The organism is Pseudoalteromonas luteoviolacea, from assembly GCF_021654285.1.
In the GTDB taxonomy this organism is placed as follows: Bacteria; Pseudomonadota; Gammaproteobacteria; order Enterobacterales; family Alteromonadaceae; genus Pseudoalteromonas; species Pseudoalteromonas luteoviolacea_J.
The window spans coordinates 71,480-93,882 of the sequence record NZ_JAKFZS010000022.1; the positions used below are offsets into that span (position 1 = coordinate 71,480).

The following is a 22,403-nucleotide window of genomic DNA, read 5'->3' on the forward strand; positions in this document are numbered from 1 at the left end:
TGATGTTTTTCATTGTGAGCAATCGTACCTGTTGATGTATTAACTATGTTTTAGCACGTCCAAAAAGCACAGATCAAGCATAAATTTTTCAATAACACTGAATAAATATCAGAATTTAAAAACAAAACCACCAAAAAAACCTGAAAAACAGGTTAAACAATGCATTGAAATGAAAATAAATATGAAGAGAGCCTACAAACTTCGCTTATGGGTAGATTAAATATTGTGTATAAAAAAACCGCCAAAAAGGCGGCTTTTCTAATTTATTTTCGTCTTCGAAAGGCAAAGCATAATAAACCGAGCAAGCTCACAATACCTAAGCTGCCTCCTCCGCTGCTTTGCTCACCACGGTGACTGGCAGTGTTATCGGTGTTATCACTATCTGATGGTGTATCGCCATCGCCGTCACCATCGTCTGGGTCTTTGTCACCACCGCCGGGGTCTTTGTCACCATCGCCTGGGTCTTTGTCACCACCGTCTGAGCCGTCATCATCACTGGAGGTTACCGCAACCTCAACAGAAAGTGACTTTACAAGTATCTGCTGCCACAATACATTTAACGTCAATTCATGCGTGCCAACGTCATCGAAAATATAATCCAAGGCTGAGTCGTCTTTTGGATCACCAAGTGACTGTCCATTTAAATACCATTGGTACCTAATGGAGTCCAACGGCTCACTTGAAGTGAGCTTTGCAACAAGCTTAGTTTGCTCTTCTACAGTGATTAATTGAGATAAGACAATGTCCAGACCTTCAATCTTTGGGGTGACCAAATCAACCACCTTTTCACTGTTCATCACCAAGGTGCCATTTTGATAAACTTCCCTTTTAACTGTGTATATTCCGACCCTGTCATATTGATGCTCAGGCTCCGCAAGATGTGAAACTGTTCCATCTCCAAAGTCCCAAAAATAGCCTAGGCTATCTTCCGCTATAGCATGCTGAGCACTTAAACAACATACAACAGCCAGTATCTTCCTTATTTTCCATTCCATGAATTTATTCCAATTGCTAAATTTAATTATATTTCATCATGCCACTCTATATTTACATACAAAGCCACTGGCATTAAAACAACAAAGTCATAAATATTATTTTTTATAATTAAAATAATATTGAACTAGGTATAGTGAGTTTATTTTTACCCACTTTATAGCCACCCACCTAATAACAAAAAATAACCCTATAAATCATACAAATAACCTCAACTTAATACCATAATTGAAATCATTCATATTGCTTTAATTTACTTTCTAAAAATTTTAATTTAGCATGATGCCAGATCAATTATTATACAATCAAAAATACTGTAAGGAAGCGGATTTTAATGTTTTTAAACTCTACAGAATGACTGTAGAGCATTTTTTATTAAATTCGTAAAAGGAGATACAAATGCGCATTGGTGGTTTCCCTGTCACTTTGGGAATGGTCGGTTTATCTTTAATTGGAGCTGGAAGCGTCCAAGCTGTCGAATTCAAGCCTTTAATTAATCAGACATATCTATGGAATTCGTCTACTTCGAACGCAATACTCACATCAACTTATTCAACAATACAAAATACAAACACGCAAACAGAACTCAACACACTCAATGCTTTAGAACACCGACTCATTAAAGTAAAAGGCGAGAAAATAAAATATGAACATTATCAATCTTACTTTAATGGCTACCCAATTATCGGTGCCAAATTTGTTCTCATCAATAATCACGAAAAAATTACCCAAGGTTTAGGTCAGCTCATCTCTTTAAATAATTCAAGCCAACTTATTAGTGATAAAATTTTTCAGCTTGATGATGAACATTTCTACGTAAGAATTGAGCGGACATTAAAAGCTACGGGGAACCCCGAAAGCTTTACTTTCAAAAAGGTATATAAAGCTTGGAAAGGGAGCCTTATTCCCACACTTTTAGTGCGAGTAAAATACAGCAATAAAATCGAAGAGCGACACTTTAATGCCGCTACTTTGCAATTGCTCGAAAAGAAGAGCGCAGTTGATAATCTGATGCCGGAAAATGCAGAGTATGTCGCTGCAGGTGGTATAGGTGGTAATGAGAAAGTCGGTGCAGTGTGTTATTCACCAAGTCTTGCCAGTATGACAAACTGCCTTAGCTACCAATTTAATCAAGACTCCACGCCAAGTACCGAGCTCATTTTTCACGACAATACACAAAACATCCCCCTGATCTTCAGGGAGTTTGGCGGCTACCCTTTCATTGTGAAAAAAGTAGGCACCGAATGCTTCTATGAAAATCAATATGTTAAAACCATTGACTACCCTGTCGATAAAAATGCAGCCTTCTCGTTCGATTGCAGCACTGGTACAGAGCACTTTGATAAAACTAAAATAGACGACTTTTATTGGCATCACTTCAGCTACTCAGGCATTAATGACGCACACTTTTATGGTGGCTTAGTCATGCAGTATTACCATAAACTTTTCGCACAGCTCTACCCCACACAGGTTAATGACTGCAGTGAATCAGGCTATTGCATTAAGCAGTTAATGCAGCGTGTTAGCAACGACTCATTGGGATCTCAACAAGCTTTTTGGGACGACACCTATACGAATTATGGCACAGGCAATGGTGGGGCAACCACCTATTCCCATACCACCTTAAGCCTCATTGCCCATGAATCTGCCCATGCTATAACCTATTGGAATAGCGGCCTTGAGGGCAATGGAGAAGCAGGTGCATTTAATGAAGCATTTTCAGATATAGCCAGTATTGCTGTACTTGACTACTTTCAATCTGGGATGAGTGGCAGCTACTCTGCATCTCAAGCGTTTTTGGATCAAACATCTGATAATGGTAATGCATTAAAAGACAGAAAGTGGTGGTATGCCTGGGATGTGTTCAACGCCGATATTGCAGGCAGATATTTTGCACTGCCTTCTGCCGACGGAAAAGGCTTAGACCACCTATCCGAGCGTCAATCAGGAGAGTCTCACTATAATATCGCGGGTCTCTTTAGAAAGGCATATTATGAACTAGTCAAATCAAAAAACTGGACTGTTGAAGAAGCCTTTAAGCTCTTTATAAAAGCCAATGTTGAATGTCTTCCAAGCAATGCCAGCCTAGATGATGCCGCATTTTGCTTGATTTCCCAAGCATCAAATTTCAATGTCAATCGCACCGCAGAACAAGCACAAAGCGATGTCGATAACGTGCTTGTGTCGGTCGGCCTAACCGCTCAGAATTCCAATAAATCCACCTTTGATTTAGACGTGGTAGCACAATATGACGAGATTGCATTCAATCTAACAGCGATTCCTGTCAGTGAAATAGCACAAATCGATATCAGCTGGGGAGATGGTCATTCTGACTCTTGGTCACATGATAGTGCACAAGCCATACATCCTTTTCTAACACACAAAAAAGCCATTGCGACTGATGCGCTCAATGTGTTTGAGCTCACAATAACAAAGCAAGACAATACCCAACTTTATGCTGCTAGGCATTACTTCAGTAAAAATTACGGCAGTTGTGCCCCCATTATTCATCAACCAAATATCTTGTTGTCTTCTAACGTGAGCTTAAATGAGACAGCTTTTGACCTGACGAACCACAGCTATCAATCGGTATCCGCAGAGGCAGCCACAGTAAACCGCGATGCACACAACAGCCTCGTAGTTGGTGAGGAACTAAACGGAAAAGCTATCTCAGTGCTGCTAGACAGCAACTATGATGGTACTTTCAGTGCCGATGAAATACTCACTCGAGATGCTTCCGTATCAAACGGTCAAATAACATTTACAATTGACAATCAAGTGCGCCCTGGCAAAACGATATTAAGAGTCGTTGCCGGTGAACAGTATGAGCACTTTGAAACATGTGGCTATTTAAGAAATGGGCAAATTGTCGATTTAAAAGTGCTGACGCGCCACACTGTAGAACCTACCTCCACTGATTTTGAATACACAATCCTAGAGAATAATAACGTTAAATTCACCAATATAGCGCCTAGCAGTTAACCCAATCACCTAACAACAAAAGGGGCTTTGCTACCTCTTATACCAAAGAACAATAGTAAGCCCCTTATATCTGAGGGGTTTACTATATGAAACAAGGAAATAGATGCTGATAAGCCTGTTAACTAGTGACAATTTTATAAACTTGCACACTCTGACAACCAAGGCTTTTCAAAACAACGTGATTTGAGTGCCTGTGCATCAGTAAGCTTGATTAAAGCCTGATCATAACGCAGCTGCGCCTGAGCTAACTCACCCTCTGTCGCCACGGTTAAAAATGCTTTGGCACGCTCTAATTCACGAACAGCCTGACCATAATGACTATCCGCTTTTCGCCATGTCGCTTCATCAGCTTCCTGATTGTTCGCCATAATCCAATCCTGCGCACCATAGTGACCAGAGTCTTGAAAGCCTTTAACAACAAAACTGCGCGGTACTTTTTCCAATGAAGCGAGGTCTTTCACCAAACCATTATTGTCAAAGCTGTACGACACCAACTCGTGTAAGGTCTCTAAACAAGGGCTAATGTTACTGCCTCGACAATAAGTGGGGCGCTCATTGAGCTGTTTTTGCAACTTCTCTGGTAGTGGACCATTCGAATTTACATCAACACTAAACACCGCGCTTTCTGCGTACTTCTCAATTTCTTTCACTTTGGTAATGGTCTTTTTAAAAAACAACAGCCTAATTTTTATCTTGATCACAAACCGTTTGTAGTCTTCTACCGTCTTGAAGTGAAGGCGCGTATTGACGAACAAATCACGTCCATAATTCACTTGATAAACAAAACTATGCCCGCAATCGCCAATATTAATGCCATTGATCAGTCCACGATCTTCAAGTGTGCTATAGCCTTCATCAAATTTCAGGTGTAACTGTGATGTCAAAGATAAACTGTCTGTTGCATTGCGATGTGTCATTGAAGTGGACACACTGCCCGCAATAATAAATAGATTGATCCCGCCGTGTACTTCACCAAAAGTGCGTCGCCGGATCAGAGTTTCATCCACCCTTTGAAAATAGTTTAGACTGCCCGATAAATTTGAATGGTATTGAACATCTCCCTGCAAACAGGGTTGCCCAACTGTGTGCGTATTGAGATTGAAGGTCTTGCCCAAGTCTGTTGTTTTTACTTTTTCACTGTAATACACCTTGCCGTGAGCAACACAAGACAACAACGTGGCAATGGCTGCCAAGTAGATTTTCATATCCGCTCCTTGAAACAAGCCGTATAGGCCAAAAGGCTATACGGCTTTCTTCAGATTATTGGGCAAAGGCATTGCCATAAGTGCTAAGTGCACCTTCACATAAACGCCAGTTTAAAATCCCGCGCGCAGGTGCTGTGGCTTCAATAAAGGTAGGTGCCCAACGTAAATTACGAAAACGTGCACTTTCTTCTTCAGTGACCACACCAGCCCTGACAGCTTCTTGTCTGGCTAACTCACACTGTTTCCAGTCTTGCTGATCAGTACTTGGCAGCTGTAAGTCCGTTACGTTATAACTTGCAGGGCAAGCTTTACCGCGCTGTACACAGGCATTCTTCATTTCTTGCACTTTGTTTTCACACGCATACCCAAACGGGTTATCGCGGCAAAACTGTGCTGCATTGAAGAAAAACCACGCATTGTCGTAAGCTAAATTCTTAATGCGCTCAACGGCAATACGCTGCGTTTCCGGTAAATACGCATAATAACTATTGAGTAGTTTGTCAGCGCGTTGCTCATCCAAAATCGCTTGCTTAAAGTCATCCTCAAGCTCAGTCGTCAACCACTTAGTCGCATTTCGCACAATTTGGTACTCAGGGACTAAGCCGCGCAGTGCCAGTGATGAGTTCTCATAGCGCGTGGTGTAATAACGCACAACGTTATAATCGCTCAAGCTGTTCAACTGTGAATTGAAGCCAGTTTTTGCATATTTAACCGCTTCATAAAACATATCAAAACATGGCTTTGGATTATCCAAAGAACAGGTAATGATATTGTTTGGAATAATGCTCAACAATTGTTTCGGATCCCCCCCTTGCTGTACTGCACGCACGGTGATTTTTACCGAAGATTTAGTTTCATCCTTCAAATATCTCAGCTGTCCGCCAACATTAAATACGCCACCATATAAATCGACATCTAAATAACCGCCAATGTCAGACTTATCTTTGTTACTACCGTAATCGATTTTTAAATTCACCAATACATTGGCGCCGTATTCAACGCCAGTGACAAACTCATCGCCCACCAAGGTCTGAAGTTTGGTCTGGTGATTGTTCGCAATGTCATTACCCACTTGTGACAACACAAAGCCCTGATTTTGATTTTTAGGCAAGAACAAACGCTTTTTAGGTGTGCTTGCCGCACTGAAAGTATACGAACTGGAATACGTGCTAGACGCCATTTCTTTTGCTAAAGAGGCACCCGCAGATACGCGCACAACAGGAAAATTGACATCAACATCCACGCTGCCGTTTAGCGTATTGAGCATGTCATCGTAGCTCATATCTATACCGGTTTTAAACTTAAGTTCTGTGTTACCAAAGGTTTCATCAACCACCCCAGATACCGGCTGCACATTGAGAAAACGCTTCTTTTGACTGTCATACGCCGTACCAATCGCAACATGATCGTTAATTAGTCCTGAGATCACAGAGCCTGATAAGTTTGAGCTTGAAACATCTGAAGCGGATGTCTGTGCTGCGACGCTTTGCCCAGTTAATGCCATCGCAATAACTGATAAATAAATAGGTTTCATATCATCTTTCCTTAACGAACTGTGATCAGATAGTCTTCAACTTCGCCATACTGAATGCGTCGACATGCATTATCAGAACCACCACCTGCATCAAGTGCAACACGCATCATGGTTACCCCGTCCGGGACATCTTTTGGCACATTAAATACAAACTGGAAAACACCATCTGACGCAGATGAGTGCATCATTTCATTGGCATCAAACACGCCATTATGGTTCCAATCAACCCAAACGCGCAGTGCCACATAGGATGGATACTCAGGTATAATACTGCCCGGTGTGACACTGACTTTCACCGCACGGTTCGCAGGGAAAGTCACTACTTTACCTGACACCATAGTGTGTTTATGTGAGCCTGAGGCATGCTCAAACTCTTCCACTGTCACGCCTTCAATCCACTCCCATTCACTACCAAAGCTGGTATTTTCACAGTACTGGTGTTTCAAAACAGCGGTTTTTAGAGCAACGGGTTGATACTCAGGCGGCATTAAAGTACACGCTTGATTTTCACTTGTTCCTGCAGTCCATTCATATGGGTTGGTAAAGTCTTCATTCGCAAAAGTCACGTACTGTGCTTGTCCAGCTGCGACTTTGGCTTGCGATAGCCATAGCTCTTTAAGCTGCTGTAACTTTTGTTCTTTTGGAATAATGTCTCTGGTATCAAACATCTGCTCCCACATCTCGACCAACAAGCCGTCATAGCATTTTTTCAGCCATGCATAGCGCCCTTGCGCCTGTGTGGTAGTGAGCATATCGCCCAGCTCGCTGTATTTGGCATTTTGGATCAGCTCATCAGCCGGTGTCTGCGCAAAAGCAGCACCAGAAAGTAGTGATGAAGCAAGCGCGAGTGAAGAAACATATGTTCTCATAGTTAGCTTTTTCATAATGGTGTCCTTACTTTAATACGTCGCTGATCGCACTGTAATCACGGTAGTAGGCAAGGTTGCCAGACTCGTAATCGATGCAATAGTTGCCTTCAGGATTGCGCTCACAATAATCAACCATATCAGCAAACAAGTTGGCATTTGCACGACTTGAAGTTTCTATTTGCTGAAGTTGATTTAACTGCTCAGGTGAAAATTGTGCTGCATAATAACGCTGTAAATTTTTCGCTCGGCGATAAGTCAAACGCTCTTCTATCCAACGTGAAGTCAGCTCTTTAATCACTAACTTAGTCAAATAGTTCACTGGAGTGTAACCTGCATCAGGGATCAATTGCTGTAAGCCTGCTCCTGAATCTAGGTACTTAGTGATATAGCTCTCAGTGATGTTGTAATCATCCAACGTATCAAACTGATTGATGTAATCTGTCTTCAAATAATTGACTGCAGCTTCAAATAAATTAAAACAAGGCTCTGGATTGAGCAAAGTACAGCGCATGATGCCATTGGGAATAATATTTAACAGACGGTTAGGATCGCCGCCACTTTGATAACCACTGATCGAAATTTTTACCGACTGACGCTTTTCTTCATCAATCTTTTGTAATTTACCATCGACTTTAACTGTACCTATCCAATCAACACTCAGATAGCCACCAATTTTTCGCTTATCTTCTTCATTGCGGTATTCAATTTTCATATTGATAACCACATTTGAACCGTAAGCAAACCCTTGAACAAAGCCATCTCCTAAATTGGCAGCCTTATTGCCAGGATATGCTTGCGCCAATTCTTTTGCTGCCTGTGTTGGTTGATACCCATCTTCACCTGTTGGCATCAAAATACGCGACTTGGGCTTCACTGATGAATACACGCTGTAGGTACCTGTGTATCTATCCGCACTGATATCTTTGGCATAGTTTGCCCCAGCATCAACACGCACAGCAGGAAACTTAAAGCCAGCATCTACTTTGCCATCAATCAGCTTCAGTGCTTGCTCATAACTCAAATCTACACCAACTCGAAAATCGATATTGGTATTACCCAAGTGTTCAACGGCTGTGCCCTGCACAGATTGAAGCCCTAATAAAACATCCCCTTTGCTTTGATAGGCGGTCCCAAGCGGTACTAAATCAATGCTCTTTGTCTCATTTGATAAAGCTTTTAATTCACTTAGTGTCTGTGGGGAATCTGATACTTGAGCCGTGGCTGGAACTGCAGATAAAACCAGCGCAAGGCTAATGAAATTATGTTTTTTCATTTGTTTTCACTCCGTGAAGAGGCCGAAGTCGACCTCTGCTAGTTTGTATCCTACTTATTGAGGCTATTTAGGTAATCTTTATGCCATGCTTCAGGAATGCGTTTAAGGATCTCTTGCTCTGTTTCAACAACCTCTTCAAACTCATTGTCTGTTTGCATTGCTAAATCACCCACTTGCAGTCCATTTGCAAACATAGAGAAAGTTTCGCCAGGGTTATGATTAGGATCATCAGCTGTTCTTGCCAACTTCAGGTTATAAACATGATCGTTGTACTTCTGCTCTTCAACATTCGTGATCAACTCAAGTCCAGATGCCGTGCGAATGCGGTCGCCCACTTGCACTTTATTTGCCCAAGAAGATACACCTGATTGCGTGACAACAGGGTGAGATTCAGTCAACAAGAGTTCTTTACCAGATTCAGTGATTAACTTAATCATTGGCTGACTTTCAGAGCCGATAGAAACATCTTTGATTTCAAGAGGTAAATGAACGTTTGGCGCATATTGACTCGCACCCAACACAGTATCACCAACACGCAACTGCTCAATTGGCAGCTCTTTACCATTGGCAAGTTTGATCATCGAGCCTTTTGCTAGACAACTAAATACCATTTGTAGCGGTGGATGCTCGATATCTTTCCAAGATTGATCATCTGGCATATCTGCACTACCAACGACATACGAGTATCTTCTTTTCAGTTTGCTGTTACCGCGCGTCTCTTCTGTTTCAATTGACAGATTCATGATCCAGTGTGCGTCTTCATAACGACCATAAAGTCGCGCATCGCCGAAAATACCTTTAGATCTAGGAATATTCCACGAAATACGAGTCATATCGAACGTTCTTGGACCTATTTTCTTAGTGAAGTACTTTAAGTTGATATGATCAGAAAATAGATGACTTGAGCCCTGATAACCGCCACCTAGTGCTGTCGCACCACCAAGTTCTTTGGTTTGAATAAAGATCTCTGTGCCATGATAAAGCTCTACCGGTCTCTCGCCTTTAGGGTCAATCGTATAAGATGGATTACCATTGCCATCAAAAGTTACATTTTTTGTAGACCAATCAGGACGATAAATCTTGGTAACACGACCCATCACATCTCTAAACCCTGTAAAAGGTACTACCGCTTTGATTTGATCATTAGGCGTACCTGGATCGTAGTAAGCATCAATATCACAGTCATTATAACGACGGTTTAAGCACACTTTAATGCGGTTTTTCGTCGGATCAGTCTCATTGATTTCTTTAAGATCGACCGGGGCTGTTACGTCTTTTTCCAGTAGCTTTGCCCCAATTTTGCTGTAATCACTTGCAGGTAAGATATTCATTTCAGCATCAGAGCCATAACCACCAATAGACATTTCATCACCTTGGCCACTGACTGAAGTTCTCACATAACCTAAATCGGCAAGCAGTGTGTCTTTAGAGTACTCCGCAGACATTTGCTTTGTTTCCGCCACTTCTACACCGCTAGCATTAATGTAGGTCACAATTGCATAGGCATTTGCATAAATTTTTTCAGCTGCTATCAGCTTAGCGATTATATCGTTCACTCTGCCAACAGAAGTAATATCCATGCGTTTTTTTGTTTCGCCTTTATCGTCAAAGTACTCAATAAAACGCGGAATCGTAATGGGTTCACCATGTTCATTTACTAATGACAGATCTAAAAACGTATAAGTCGTTGGTGCCGTCTCACTGTTAATCGCTGAAATAATGACATAGTCGTTATTATTTGAATCTACAGCCGTTCTAAAACCCATGTCAGTGAAAAAAGAGCACACTTTTTCTGTTGTACACTCTGTATTCACAGGGTTCGCTAAGCCAGACACGGCAGCAATGCCCATTTCATTTTGCTGCGCATTCTTCAGCTGCGTAGCTTGCAGTATCTTAAATAAGTGCGGGCGGTTTTTTGCATTAATACCATGCTGTGCCAAACGCTGGGATGCCTGATCATAAACACCCAAAGATACATCAGGTTGAACAAGTGTTTGAATGTTATGGTTTTCAACTGATACAGGTGCTGCATCAACAACAAATGATGCGCCTCCCAAAGCAGCAATCACTGCTAGGCTAACAAGTTTCATAAAGTTTCCTTTTTGATTGGTGATACTAGGTAGCTCGTAGGCAAAGGAACCTTTGCCTACATGACTGCGAGCGGTTATTAATTAATATTTCACTTTGATACGGAAATCATGTATTTCGCCATAATCGAACACGTTACATGAGTCCAGCTTATAGTCGTGCTTGGGGTACTCTTCTAGTTTCGCACGTACGTAGAAGTTTCTTGACCTTGTCAGCCAAGAGACATAGGGTAGCGACAGGGATTTAGTCGCTTTAATACGGCAGTATTCTTGCCCAGACATGGAACGGCACTGACTGTTATCTAGCCAGTAATTAAAGTTAGGATCAGAGTCTAGGCTGGCTTCTGATTCTTCAAACTTACCATCTCTGTTTTCATCAAGCCAAACAGTCAAACGTACGCCGCGATCGCTGTTATCTAATAATCGTTCTGCGGTTGTGCGCGGGATCAAGTTGGTCGCTATTTCAACACTTAAATTCGAATTGCGCTTCGCTTCAAAGTTGGCAGCTATGAACTGACTGTATCCTTGTGAGTTATAACCTTGGGCATCATCCAAAGTAGCCAGCTCTGTCGAGTATCTAAATAACTTAATTTCATCGATATAAAACACACCAGCATTATCACTATGACTAATTTTTGCAGGGCATGTGTTTACTTCAGATAAAGTTATTTGCTGCACCTGAGTATCTGATTCACTACCATCAGCATAACGAACGTCCAAAGATAAGGTATAGGTGCCACCTTCTGTTGGGTATGTAATTGTACCTGGCTCTTTTGATGTACTGGTTTTGTTATCAAATCCAAAACTCCACAAATACTGAATTTGCTTATCCGAGTTTCCTTGAGATTTGTTGATGAACTTAACTCGATTATTATCCAAAATTTGGATATCAAAATCAGCAACCAGCGGCAGTGCTTTAGAATCTATATCTAGCATCACATCCAGTACTTGCCCGTTGTCAACGACACCACATCCATCCCAAATATAATAGTCGTACTCACTGGTTGTGATTGCAACGCGCATAACACCGAGGCCAGCAGTGGCCTTTTGATTGATTTTAAACGATGTCGAGCTCCCAGTAATTTTTTGATTACGGATCACTTCCTCTTCACTTTCAATCAATCCATTTTTGTTGTAATCAAAAAATATTGAGATGAGCTTGCCGCTTAAATCCTTCGAGAAATTCATCGTATACTCGCGATCTTTTGCCAGTGCACGTGGTGCGTCAAATTGTGCGGTATATCCTGCCGGTAAATTATTGATAGTGTGCCCACCAAATGACATTGAAGTACTGTGCTGTATATTGGCATTCGTATACGGCGCACAAGTCTGTGCAGGACGAGTATAAAAATGATTAAACGCACTGCGTGACATCCCATCCCACGTTGTCACATCCAGTGAAAAGCGAATGAGCTGGTCTTCTGATAGGACTTTTTTACGCTTCAAAAATGGCGCAATCGCAGTATTATCGCTACGGCGCCAGACTTCTGCTTGACCATCGCCCCAGTTTACCTCAATGACGTCAATTGATTTGCTGTCTAAACGACTTAAATCATAGTTGGCGGTGTTATAATTCAACCAAGTATCCGCATCTAGCGTTGACAAGCCAATCCCTGTCGAAATACCTACCCCAGCCAAACTATCGGAAATATTCGCACCAATAACTGCCGCAGTCTTGTTGCCAACACTCACATGATCAGCTTGATCTAAAAGACAAAAACCGAACTCATTCATCGACATCCCTGAGAATAAGCACTGGCTCACATTCGCGCGCAAAAATAACTGATAGGCTTGTTGAATTGTCCAGCCATGAGTTTTAACAAGCTCATAGAAAGCTTTTCTTAACACACCGCCATTATCATGGCCGGTTTTTGTGCTAGTAAAATCTTTCCAGTGATCGATGCTGCGCCCATCCCATGAAGGCAATTCAAAATAACGTGCCGGTGCATCTATTGCCATCACATCCCAGCCATACCACCACTTTCGGTTATTTGTATACTGGCCTGGCAATTCAAAAAATAAATCTGCGAATGGTTGAGACTGAGTATATGCGCCGCTTGAAGTATGTTGGAAATAATCAAGCGCAGCGATGGCACTAATATCTGATAGCCCCTCATTGATTGCGCGGTCAATGTCATTATTACCCAGATCAGCATTCCATTGTGTTATAGCATGAGCAGCTTCATGGGCAACAATACCCAGCCCTGTCAGAGAATAAAACTCATAGCCACCGTTTCCAGGGCCATAATTCGCGTAAGTGCCATCCCAAGACGCGTAATTTGAGCCCAAAATCGTATGCTTATTTACTTTTTGTAATAATGGTTTAATGCAATACCCATCTGCTGCGCAATCTTTCGTTTGCGCAGGAAAAAGCTGTTTGAGATTTTTATGGAAATACTGCATCACTAAGCCGCCGTTAAAATGCGCTTCGTTTGCAGCACTGTAGCTGTAATAAGTGCTATAGGTAGAATCGATGTCTGCTTTATTAAAGTTTTCATTATTTTGCAAACAAGCATATGAAACAGGTTCGACTTCTGACACTTTTGCGTCATAAGTCGTCACATAAGGATTATCTAAGACACAGTTATTTTGCTCTTTTCTGATGATGTAAGGGTAACCATTAAACTCCGCAAAAATTGCGTTGGGATCTAAATCTGAAAATAACAATTCCTGCCCGACCGGAGAGGAACTATCGAACTGATAACCCGTACAATTTTGCATGCTATTTGGGCTAGGGGAATAACAGATTGCGCCTAGCTTATAACTACCGCCAATACCGCCGCCTGCTTGATAGCCATTGTCGACTAGAGAGCTGGGTTTAAACGCATATAAAGTATTATCTTGCTGAGATATGACGACAAGATTTTGTGCATTGAGTAACACTGTTTCACTGCGATCTTTAAACTGAGCTTCCACCTTGATAACAGGCAGTAACTGCTGATCTTGCAGCTTAAAAGCTTTTTGGATCTCTAACTTCGTCGCCTTTCGCATCAAATCTAGTTGCCCAATAGCTTGCTGCAAAGCAACTTGCGTCATGTTGTGATAAAGGGAAATGGTTCCGGATACATCACCACGGATCAATTTACCCATCGTTTGGCGGATAGACCCATCAAGATTGCGTGCAATTACCAAGTTACTATCTAAAATCGGCAAATCTGCATAAAACGCTTGATAGTGTTCATAAACTGTCTTGGTACCCACTGTCTTGACAGAGCGATATTCAATGGTGGTTTCTTTTTGTTGCTGACTCGCAATATGCTCGACCTGACCTTGAGTTGATACAGCTTGTTCAATTTCATGCCAAAGATGCTGCTTATTATAGAGTGACGTTGACTCTACTGACGCCAATGCACCACATACTGGTAACAAGACAGTCGATAAGCCAAGCAAAACACCTACACGTTTCATACAATCTATCCTTTTAATTGTAGTGAGCAGAATGTTAACTATGTAACATTATTCAAGTTGTTTTGATCATATTTTATACTACAGCTATTTACAATTGTATAGAGTAATTGCATCAAAAATTAGTAAAAACACACAGACATTAAAAATTAATAAAAATAAAATTAACAATAAATATACTTTAATGGCTATTATTGGGTAAAAAATACAACAAAAATACGTACCCTATGAAGAAACAATGATTAGACATTATAAACAATTAAAAAACTCAATATTGCAGCAATAAGGATTGTAAGAATAGGATCGGTATTAATCGTGAATGAAGTGTATTAGTTTAACTATCTGTCAAAATAGGTTGGTAACTTAAGAACCTAATTAGAGGTCAAATTAGCAATAAAGCATCGGCCCACTAATTTGTCATAAAACCATTGGGCACACTGCGATTATACCGTTGCTTTAAAGAATGGCACTAGATACTGTTTTTTTGATAACCCGCAGCACCTTTTGCTATATACCTAAGTTGCCATATTAAACGCGCAGTCAACTCTGCTCGCTGCTGCTGGTCTTGATCAAGTGCTTCCGCACCAGAGCTAAATACTAAGGTCACCATGGCTTCTGCCTGCATGTAAGCATGATGAGGGTCCACTTTGGTTTCTGACTCAAGATAATGAGCTAACTCTAAGATAAAATGTTTTATTTCTCTGGCGACAGCTGCACGAAATGCAGGGGAAGTACCGGAACGTTCTCTTAAGAGTAATCGAAATTGGTTACTTGACGTCTCAATAAATTCCATAAAAGTTTGCACAGAGGTATCAATTACACTGCCACCACTGGCAATACGCCGCCTTGCTTGTCGCATTAATTGCCTTAAAGTGAGGCCAGCTTCATCCACCAGCGTCAAGCCCAACTCATTCATATCTTTGAAATGACGATAAAACGAAGTTGGCGCAATCCCCGCTTCACGGGCCACTTCACGTAGACTCAAATTAGAAAAACTATGCTCAGCACTGAGCTGATTAAACGCTGCTTCTATCAGTGCTTGTCGAGTTTTTTGTTTTTGTTGTGCGCGCACACCTGACATGAATGACCCCTAATTTATTTACCCCAATCTGCTAATTGCGCAGTCTAATACTTGACGGCGCAAGAATGAAATACTATTTTAGCGTACAAGTGTACGCTGAGATTTTAAAAAATGAAAAAACCGCCGATTATTTGGACTAATGTCATCTTCTTTAGTCTGTCTTTTTTAGCTGCCGTGACCTTGGTGCCTTGGTACGGGTTTGAATATGGTTATACCCTCACCCATTGGCTAGCATTCATTGCCTGCATGTTTTACGCTGGCATGTCTATTACCGCAGGTTACCACCGCCTTTGGGCACACAAGGCCTATGAAACACATCCTGTGATCCAAGTATTTTTTGCGCTGGGCGGAGCCTTTGCTTTGCAAAATAGTATTCTTCATTGGAGTAGTGATCACCGCGTACACCATGGCCAAGTAGATGACCCTGTCAAAGACCCTTATGCCGCTACCCGTGGGTTCTGGTACAGCCATATTGGCTGGATGCTGCGTGATTACCAAGGGGAAAGCTATGGTGATTACAACAATGCGCGCGACTTGCAACGTAACAAAATCGTAATGTGGCAGCACAAACATTATTTAAAACTCGTACTACTGACTAATATTGGTATCCCATTACTGCTTGGACTGGCACTGGGCGATGTATTTGGCATGTTGCTATTAGCCGGTGTACTACGTTTAGTGCTATCGCAACACTTTACATTTTTCATCAACTCACTGGCACATATTTGGGGCAGCCGCCCTTACACAGAGAAAAATACAGCCCGTGACAATGGCTTCTTGGCGTTACTAACTTATGGTGAAGGCTATCACAACTTCCACCATATTTTTGCAAGTGACTACCGTAATGGGATCCGCTGGTATCATTACGACCCAACGAAATGGATGATCCGTGCTCTGTCATTCTTTGGCCTTGCCAGTAAGTTAAAGCGTACACCGGTGGAGCGTATTGAAAAAGCCAAAGCGGAAACCTTGTTGAATAAAACGAAAGTTACCCTTGCAAAATTGCCTTTAGCACAAGATAAGCTTACATTGTTACAACAAGAATATGATTTGCTTTTGAAAAAGTTACAGAACTTTTGTGCAATTCAAAGGCAATTACTCGAAGCTAAAAAACATGCCGTTTTAGAACAGTGTGAACAATCCGCGCTACACAAACAATACTCTGAATTAGAGCAAGCGTGGCACTCACAAAAACAAGCATGGTTGGCATTAAACTCGAGGCTGTTAAAAGGCGCAGCGAGCTAACCCGCCCCCTTATCGGCCTCCCCAATTAGCAAGTAAGGCGAGGCCGTGACTAAATCCAAAGACACACCCAGCGAGCAACCCTCACAATCTTATCAATATGACGCCATAATCATCGGCACAGGTCCAGGTGGTGAAGGCGCTGCAATGAACTTATCAAAAAGCCAGCGCAAAGTCGCAGTCATAGAAAAGCAAACATCTGTGGGCGGTGGCTGCGTTCACTGGGGGACTATTCCTTCCAAAGCACTCAGACACTCAGTCAGTCGCCTTATCGAATACAAAGCCAATCCTTTATATCGCTTTACTGAGCGCCCAAAACGCTTGACGTTTCAAGATATTTTAAATCATGCCAGTGATGTGATTGGCAAGCAGTCCTCACTGCGTTCAAGCTTTTATGATCGCAATCGCATTCATCTTTACCAAGGTGAAGCCAGCTTTGTTGATGCCAATACCGTGCGCGTAACGCACCTTGATGGTTCTCAAGATGTGCTCACAGCGAAAACCATTGTCATTGCCACAGGTTCTAGACCTTACCGTCCGCCTGAAATCGACTTTGATCATCCACGCGTCTACGACAGTGATACCATTCTTGGCCTTGAGCACAATCCTCAACGCGTCATCGTGTACGGTGCTGGGGTGATCGGCTGTGAATACGCATCCATTTTTAAAGGTCTTGGCGCGAAAGTTGACTTGATCAATACACGAGATAGATTGCTCTCTTTTATGGATGATGAAATCTCAGACGCACTAAGTTATCACTTTTGGAACAGTGGCATCGTGATCCGCCACAACGAAGAGTTTGCCAAAGTAGAAACCAGTGACAAAGGCGTCATTTTGCACCTCCAGTCTGGTAAAAAAGTAAAAGCCGATTGTATTTTATGGGCCAATGGTCGAACAGGTAATACTGATAGTTTGAACCTAGGCACTGTTGGTCTCAAAGCGGATAGTCGCGGACAATTGCGTGTTAACGAGTACTATCAAACGCAAGTAGACAATATTTATGCTGTCGGCGATGTCATCGGTTACCCAAGCCTTGCGAGTGCGGCGTTTGACCAAGGGCGTATTGCCGCCAATGCCATTGCAAACGGTCAATGTGATGAGCGCTTGATCACCGATATTCCAACTGGGATTTATACTATCCCAGAAATGAGTTCCGTTGGTAAAACAGAGCAAGAACTGACTGCAGCGAAAATCCCTTATGAAGTCGGCAGAGCACAGTTTAAACACCTTGCACGAGCACAAATCGCCAGCACTGAAGTAGGTAGTTTGAAAATACTATTCCATAGCAAGACCAAAGAGATTTTGGGGATCCACTGCTTTGGCGAACGTGCTTCTGAAATTGTGCACATCGGTCAAGCCATTATGGAGCAAAAAGGCGAAGGCAATAACGTCGAGTATTTTGTCAATACAACCTTCAATTATCCAACTATGGCAGAGGCCTATCGCGTTGCGGCCCTCAATGGTCTCAATAGGCTATGTAACTAACCAGTCAAAAAGCGGCTGTCCCCTCAGCCGCAAATTAAAAGCGATACTCCCCGCTGAGTCGCCATAAGTGTTCTAGCTGACGAGTAGGCAAATTATCATCGGCACGATTGGCCACTTTTGTCTCTAAGTATTGAAACTCAACCCCAAAGCGCCAGCTCTTTGAATAACGCCACTTAGCTGTCGTTGTCACAGCCCCGCCGTCACTTTCGTTAGGGTCGAACGCCCAGTGGTCCATGTCTTGGACTCTAAATTGCTCAATACGACCACTGATCCTAAATGCCTGCCAGCGATGTGTCAGCAGTATAAATTGACTGTCAAAGTCATTATCTACGCCGCGAGAAAACCCCATCGCCGTATTCCCCGCCATTGCTTGAGCAATCACATGGGTTTGCTTAGTGATCTTGTACTTATACGCTAAGCTCCAAAATTTGGTATCCCAAGCATATTGGCCCGTTTTATAATTAAGCACTTCTGGATCACCATTATTGTCATACCAATATGCCCGCAAGTCATGCCGGTTTTGATAGCTCCAATGTGCCCCAACATAATATCCAAAACGGCCATCAATCTCAGTGAATGGCTCTATTTGCCATGCTTGCTTGCTCAATTGCGGTGTCATAAAGCCCGCTGTTGGACGCAGTGCCAGCACTTCATTAAAAACAGATTGCCTATCATGTGGTGCAAACCCGCGCCATGCCAACACAGCACCCAGGGGATCGTTACCCTTATAAAGCCCCGCAACCCATTGCCAATTGTGTAAACTCGGTTTTGCTAACCGCTTGCCGCTACGCTTGATACTGGCCTCGACACCTATCACTCTAAGCTCTTCGCCAAGCCATGCATTGATCGCAGAGTAACCATAATTGTATGGCGAAGACCAGCCAATGTCCGGATTCTCCAATGACATTTTCGGGTAAAACCCACCTACACGCACTTGCGGTTGATAGGCCCCCTCTACCACAGGTTTGTATTCTGCAAATAATTCCGTAAACCCAACTTTTGCCTCAGGATCGGGCACATACTGCACACTGCTGTGCGCAGCCCAACTATCACCCAACTCAAAGCGAGACTGGAGTAGGGCTCTGCTAATATTGACGCCATCATCCCCTTGCCCAAAGCGGTTAACCGATGCCCCCCACGCATACCAAGACGGATAGGCACTACTTGATTGCCAACTGGCTTGAATTTGCCCTTTATGCTGCGCAGCATAAGTGTGTATCGGGACACTCATAAGTCCGGCTAGCAGTAAACACATTGACGGTGCAGCTAGCATATCTAAAGTGACTTTATTCATAATCATCAAACTCATCTGAGAAGTCTTCTTTGGGCTTAAACAACGACTGGTCAAGTTGATAGATCAAAGAATTAGAAGTAGGTAATACTGTTATTGTCTTGCTCTCAGGTTTATCTAAATTGGCAAACCCTTCATGCCAGACTTGCATAGTTAAACTATCAATTGGAGTATCTGGAAGCTCGATAGTGGCTTCTCCCTGTCCATTGGTGAGCGCAAAATAGCTGGAGTCTACCACCAGAATATAGCCCAACATCCAATCATGAATATTACAGCCCAGCTCAACAACGCCGGTATTACCAAAGTTGAGAGATTGCGGGCTGTCACGATACAGCTTAAATTCAAACGGTTGTGCGGGAGAAAACGAGTAAACGTGATGCAAAATCGAGTCGTAGTTGGGAAAAGATACCTCAGCCCCTTTGGGCACCACCAAAATATGTGGAGTAAAAGCGCGCTCTTTTTGACCCATTTTGTAGGCTTGTTGAAGTTTATTGGTAGACATCGGTAGTTGCTTGCTTTCAAACCACACCACCGCATCTTTAACCGCTTCTCCCTTAGCGTCTTTCACCTGCACGGTGATAGGCTTTGCCAACACCCACGATGATACCAAGCAAGTACTCAGCATGAGCCCATATAGCCACCTTGCTCGCTTTTTATTTACTCTATTTACCTGCTGCGTCAAATGCATCTAGCACAATCCTTATCCGGCTTTGTTTTTCATTTGAGTATAGACCGGACGACGTAAATTATGCATTCATCGCATTTTAATTTTGAATACGTATGCAAACCATTTAGAGCTTGAAACTAAGCCCGTAAGCTAACAGTCACTCGTTGCCATATGGAAAAAAACATGCGCTATTCAAGTTCATTTTGCTCAGCAGTTGGCCTGACGGTCAGTTTATTCACACTCTCACCTACTGTGTATGCTGCCAACTTTAACATCTCATCCCCTGACCAACAGCTTACCTTTACTATCAGTGATGACCACACTCAACCAAGATATCAAGTTGCCTTTAAAGGTCAAACAGTGATCAACCCTTCTACTTTGGGGTTTGACTTTGCCAGGGCGCCATCAATGCGAAATAACTTGTATATCAGCAGTGCTGAGCGTACATCGCATCATGAAACTTGGCAGCAACCTTGGGGTGAAGCGAGAAACATTGTCGATCACCACAATGAACTACTGGTTACTTTTGCAGATAAAGACAGCAAAGCGGTGCAATATCGAGTACGTATTCGTGTCTTTGATGACGGCCTTGGGTTTCGTTACGAAGTCAATCAAGATGAAGCCAGATATATTACCCGCGAACTGACTGAGTTCAGCATTACGGATAGTGGCGACAGCACCGCATGGTGGATCCCTGCGCGAGGCTGGAACCGCTATGAATACACTTACAATACCACGCCACTGCATGATGCTGCCCATGTGCACACGCCATTCACATTTAAAAACAAACACGGCATACACTTAAGTATTCATGAAGCCGCACTGGTAGATTATGCCGGTATGACACTGAATCAGCGCAGACCGGGTACTTTCATTAGCGATTTAACACCATGGTCTGATGGCATCGCGGTGAAAACCAACGGCCGCTTTAATTCCCCATGGCGCACCATTCAAGTTGGTGAACAAGCCAAAGATTTATTGAACTCGCACCTAATCTTAAACCTAAATGAGCCTAACAAACTCGGTGACGTGTCTTGGGTTGAGCCGGGTAAATATACAGGGATTTGGTGGGGCATGCATATCGGCAAACACACTTGGGGCAGCGGCGACAAACATGGCGCCACCACAGAGCGCACCAAGGAATATTTAAGCTTTGCCGCAGAGCATGGCTTTGATGGTGTGTTAGTTGAAGGTTGGAACACCGGATGGGACGGAGATTGGTTCTATAATGGTGATGTATTTAGCTTCACGCAGCCGTATCCTGATTTTGACTTTAAGGCTATCAAGGCCCATGCCGATAAAGTTGGCGCAAAACTCATTGGTCACCACGAAACTTCTGGCAACGTCAGTAACTACCGCAACCAAATGGATGCAGCATTTACGTTATACGCAAAAAATAATGTCAGCCAAATCAAAACAGGTTACGTCGCTGATGGTGGTAATATCAAACGTATCGACGAGCGCGGCCATGCTCGGTTTGAATGGCATGATGGTCAGTTTATGGTCAATGAATACCTAGACAACATCAAGCTTGCTGCAAAATACAAGCTCAGCATTAACACCCATGAGCCCATCAAGGACACAGGGTTGCGTCGTACTTATCCAAACTGGATGACCCGCGAAGGCGCGCGCGGCCAAGAATTTAATGCATGGGGTACGCCACCTAACCCACCAGAGCACATTCCCATGCTGGCATTCACACGCATGCTGTCGGGCCCAATGGACTTTACACCAGGTATTTTTGACATGGGCTTTAACGGCCTAGGTGATAAAACAAACCGCCCGCAAACCACACTTGCAAAACAACTTGCCCAATACGTAGTGTTATACAGCCCTGTGCAAATGGCGGCTGATTTACCAGAAAATTACCTCGCAAAACCGGATGCATTTCAATTTATCAAGGATGTACCAACGGACTGGGAACAGAGTATCGCATTGGCCGGTGAAGTGGGAGACTACGTGGTATTTGCTCGTCAAGAACGTGCTCGCGGCAAGTACACAGGTAAAGATTGGTATTTGGGTGCTATCACAGATGAACATGCACGAAAAGTTGATGTGAAGCTCGACTTTTTAGCAGCAGATACTCGGTACGAAGCGCACATTTATCAAGATGGTAAAGGTGCCAATTGGCAAGATAACCCATACGCACTGGACATCAAAAAGCAAATCGTCACCGTCAAAGACAGTTTAACACTGCAACTGGCCACCAGCGGCGGCACTGCAATTCGCTTTAAAGCCCTTTAAAGTGCAAAAAGAGCAGGACTTCCTGCTCTTTTTTCATCTCATGCC

Annotated in this window: 14 protein-coding genes; 4 read left to right on the plus strand and 10 right to left on the minus strand. The window is 42.9% G+C overall.

Annotated elements, in window-relative coordinates; translation table 11 throughout:
* Positions 1 to 263: 263 nt before the first annotated feature.
* A complete protein-coding gene (locus L1077_RS19175) occupies positions 264 to 995 on the minus strand; it encodes a PKD domain-containing protein (protein ID WP_237138534.1) in 732 nt (243 codons plus the stop codon).
* A gap of 397 nt (positions 996 to 1,392) precedes the next feature.
* On the opposite strand from L1077_RS19175, the gene L1077_RS19180 reads away from it, so the two are divergent.
* On the plus strand, positions 1,393 to 3,975 hold the full coding sequence (locus L1077_RS19180; RefSeq protein WP_237138535.1) for a M4 family metallopeptidase: 2,583 nt from the start codon (positions 1,393 to 1,395) through the stop codon (positions 3,973 to 3,975).
* A gap of 134 nt (positions 3,976 to 4,109) precedes the next feature.
* Here the strand turns inward: L1077_RS19180 and L1077_RS19185 are convergent, their stop codons facing one another.
* From L1077_RS19185 to fabR, 7 genes are all read right to left on the minus strand, one after another.
* Positions 4,110 to 5,180 (minus strand): hypothetical protein, encoded by a 1,071-nt coding sequence (locus tag L1077_RS19185; RefSeq protein WP_237138536.1) that lies wholly within the window; start codon positions 5,178 to 5,180, stop codon positions 4,110 to 4,112.
* A 55-nt stretch (positions 5,181 to 5,235) separates the two neighbouring features.
* Positions 5,236 to 6,714 carry an internalin gene (locus tag L1077_RS19190; RefSeq protein WP_237138537.1) on the minus strand — a complete coding sequence of 493 codons (1,479 nt, stop codon included), beginning with the start codon at positions 6,712 to 6,714 and terminating at the stop codon, positions 5,236 to 5,238.
* Between the two features lie 11 nt (positions 6,715 to 6,725).
* On the minus strand, positions 6,726 to 7,598 hold the full coding sequence (locus L1077_RS19195; protein WP_237138538.1) for a GEVED domain-containing protein: 873 nt from the start codon (positions 7,596 to 7,598) through the stop codon (positions 6,726 to 6,728).
* A 10-nt stretch (positions 7,599 to 7,608) separates the two neighbouring features.
* Positions 7,609 to 8,856, minus strand: a complete 1,248-nt coding sequence (locus L1077_RS19200; RefSeq protein WP_211036782.1) for a hypothetical protein — start codon at positions 8,854 to 8,856, stop codon at positions 7,609 to 7,611.
* A 50-nt stretch (positions 8,857 to 8,906) separates the two neighbouring features.
* A complete protein-coding gene (locus tag L1077_RS19205) occupies positions 8,907 to 10,946 on the minus strand; it encodes a Hint domain-containing protein (RefSeq protein WP_237138539.1) in 2,040 nt (679 codons plus the stop codon).
* An 81-nt stretch (positions 10,947 to 11,027) separates the two neighbouring features.
* Positions 11,028 to 14,351: a M4 family metallopeptidase gene (locus L1077_RS19210; protein ID WP_237138540.1), complete on the minus strand. Its 3,324-nt coding sequence runs from the start codon at positions 14,349 to 14,351 to the stop codon at positions 11,028 to 11,030.
* 466 nt (positions 14,352 to 14,817) lie between these two features.
* Positions 14,818 to 15,429, minus strand: coding sequence for an HTH-type transcriptional repressor FabR (gene fabR / locus L1077_RS19215; protein ID WP_237138541.1), 612 nt, complete (start codon positions 15,427 to 15,429; stop codon positions 14,818 to 14,820).
* 111 nt (positions 15,430 to 15,540) lie between these two features.
* Between fabR and L1077_RS19220 the strand changes: the two genes are divergently transcribed.
* Both L1077_RS19220 and sthA read left to right on the plus strand, forming a co-directional pair.
* Entirely contained in the window at positions 15,541 to 16,674 is a 1,134-nt protein-coding gene (locus L1077_RS19220; protein ID WP_063361617.1) for an acyl-CoA desaturase, read from the plus strand.
* Positions 16,675 to 16,719: 45 nt separating this feature from the next.
* On the plus strand, positions 16,720 to 18,156 hold the full coding sequence (gene sthA, locus L1077_RS19225; protein WP_343222243.1) for a Si-specific NAD(P)(+) transhydrogenase: 1,437 nt from the start codon (positions 16,720 to 16,722) through the stop codon (positions 18,154 to 18,156).
* A gap of 34 nt (positions 18,157 to 18,190) precedes the next feature.
* Here the strand turns inward: sthA and L1077_RS19230 are convergent, their stop codons facing one another.
* Complete coding sequence (locus L1077_RS19230) at positions 18,191 to 19,450, minus strand: hypothetical protein (RefSeq protein ID WP_237138542.1); 1,260 nt, start codon at positions 19,448 to 19,450, stop codon at positions 18,191 to 18,193.
* Positions 19,443 to 20,135 (minus strand): methylamine utilization protein, encoded by a 693-nt coding sequence (locus L1077_RS19235; RefSeq protein ID WP_237138543.1) that lies wholly within the window; start codon positions 20,133 to 20,135, stop codon positions 19,443 to 19,445. Before L1077_RS19235 ends, L1077_RS19230 begins: the two co-directional genes overlap by 8 nt.
* 162 nt (positions 20,136 to 20,297) lie before the next feature.
* On the opposite strand from L1077_RS19235, the gene L1077_RS19240 reads away from it, so the two are divergent.
* Complete coding sequence (locus L1077_RS19240) at positions 20,298 to 22,358, plus strand: glycoside hydrolase family 97 protein (RefSeq protein ID WP_237138544.1); 2,061 nt, start codon at positions 20,298 to 20,300, stop codon at positions 22,356 to 22,358.
* Positions 22,359 to 22,403 lie beyond the last annotated feature (45 nt).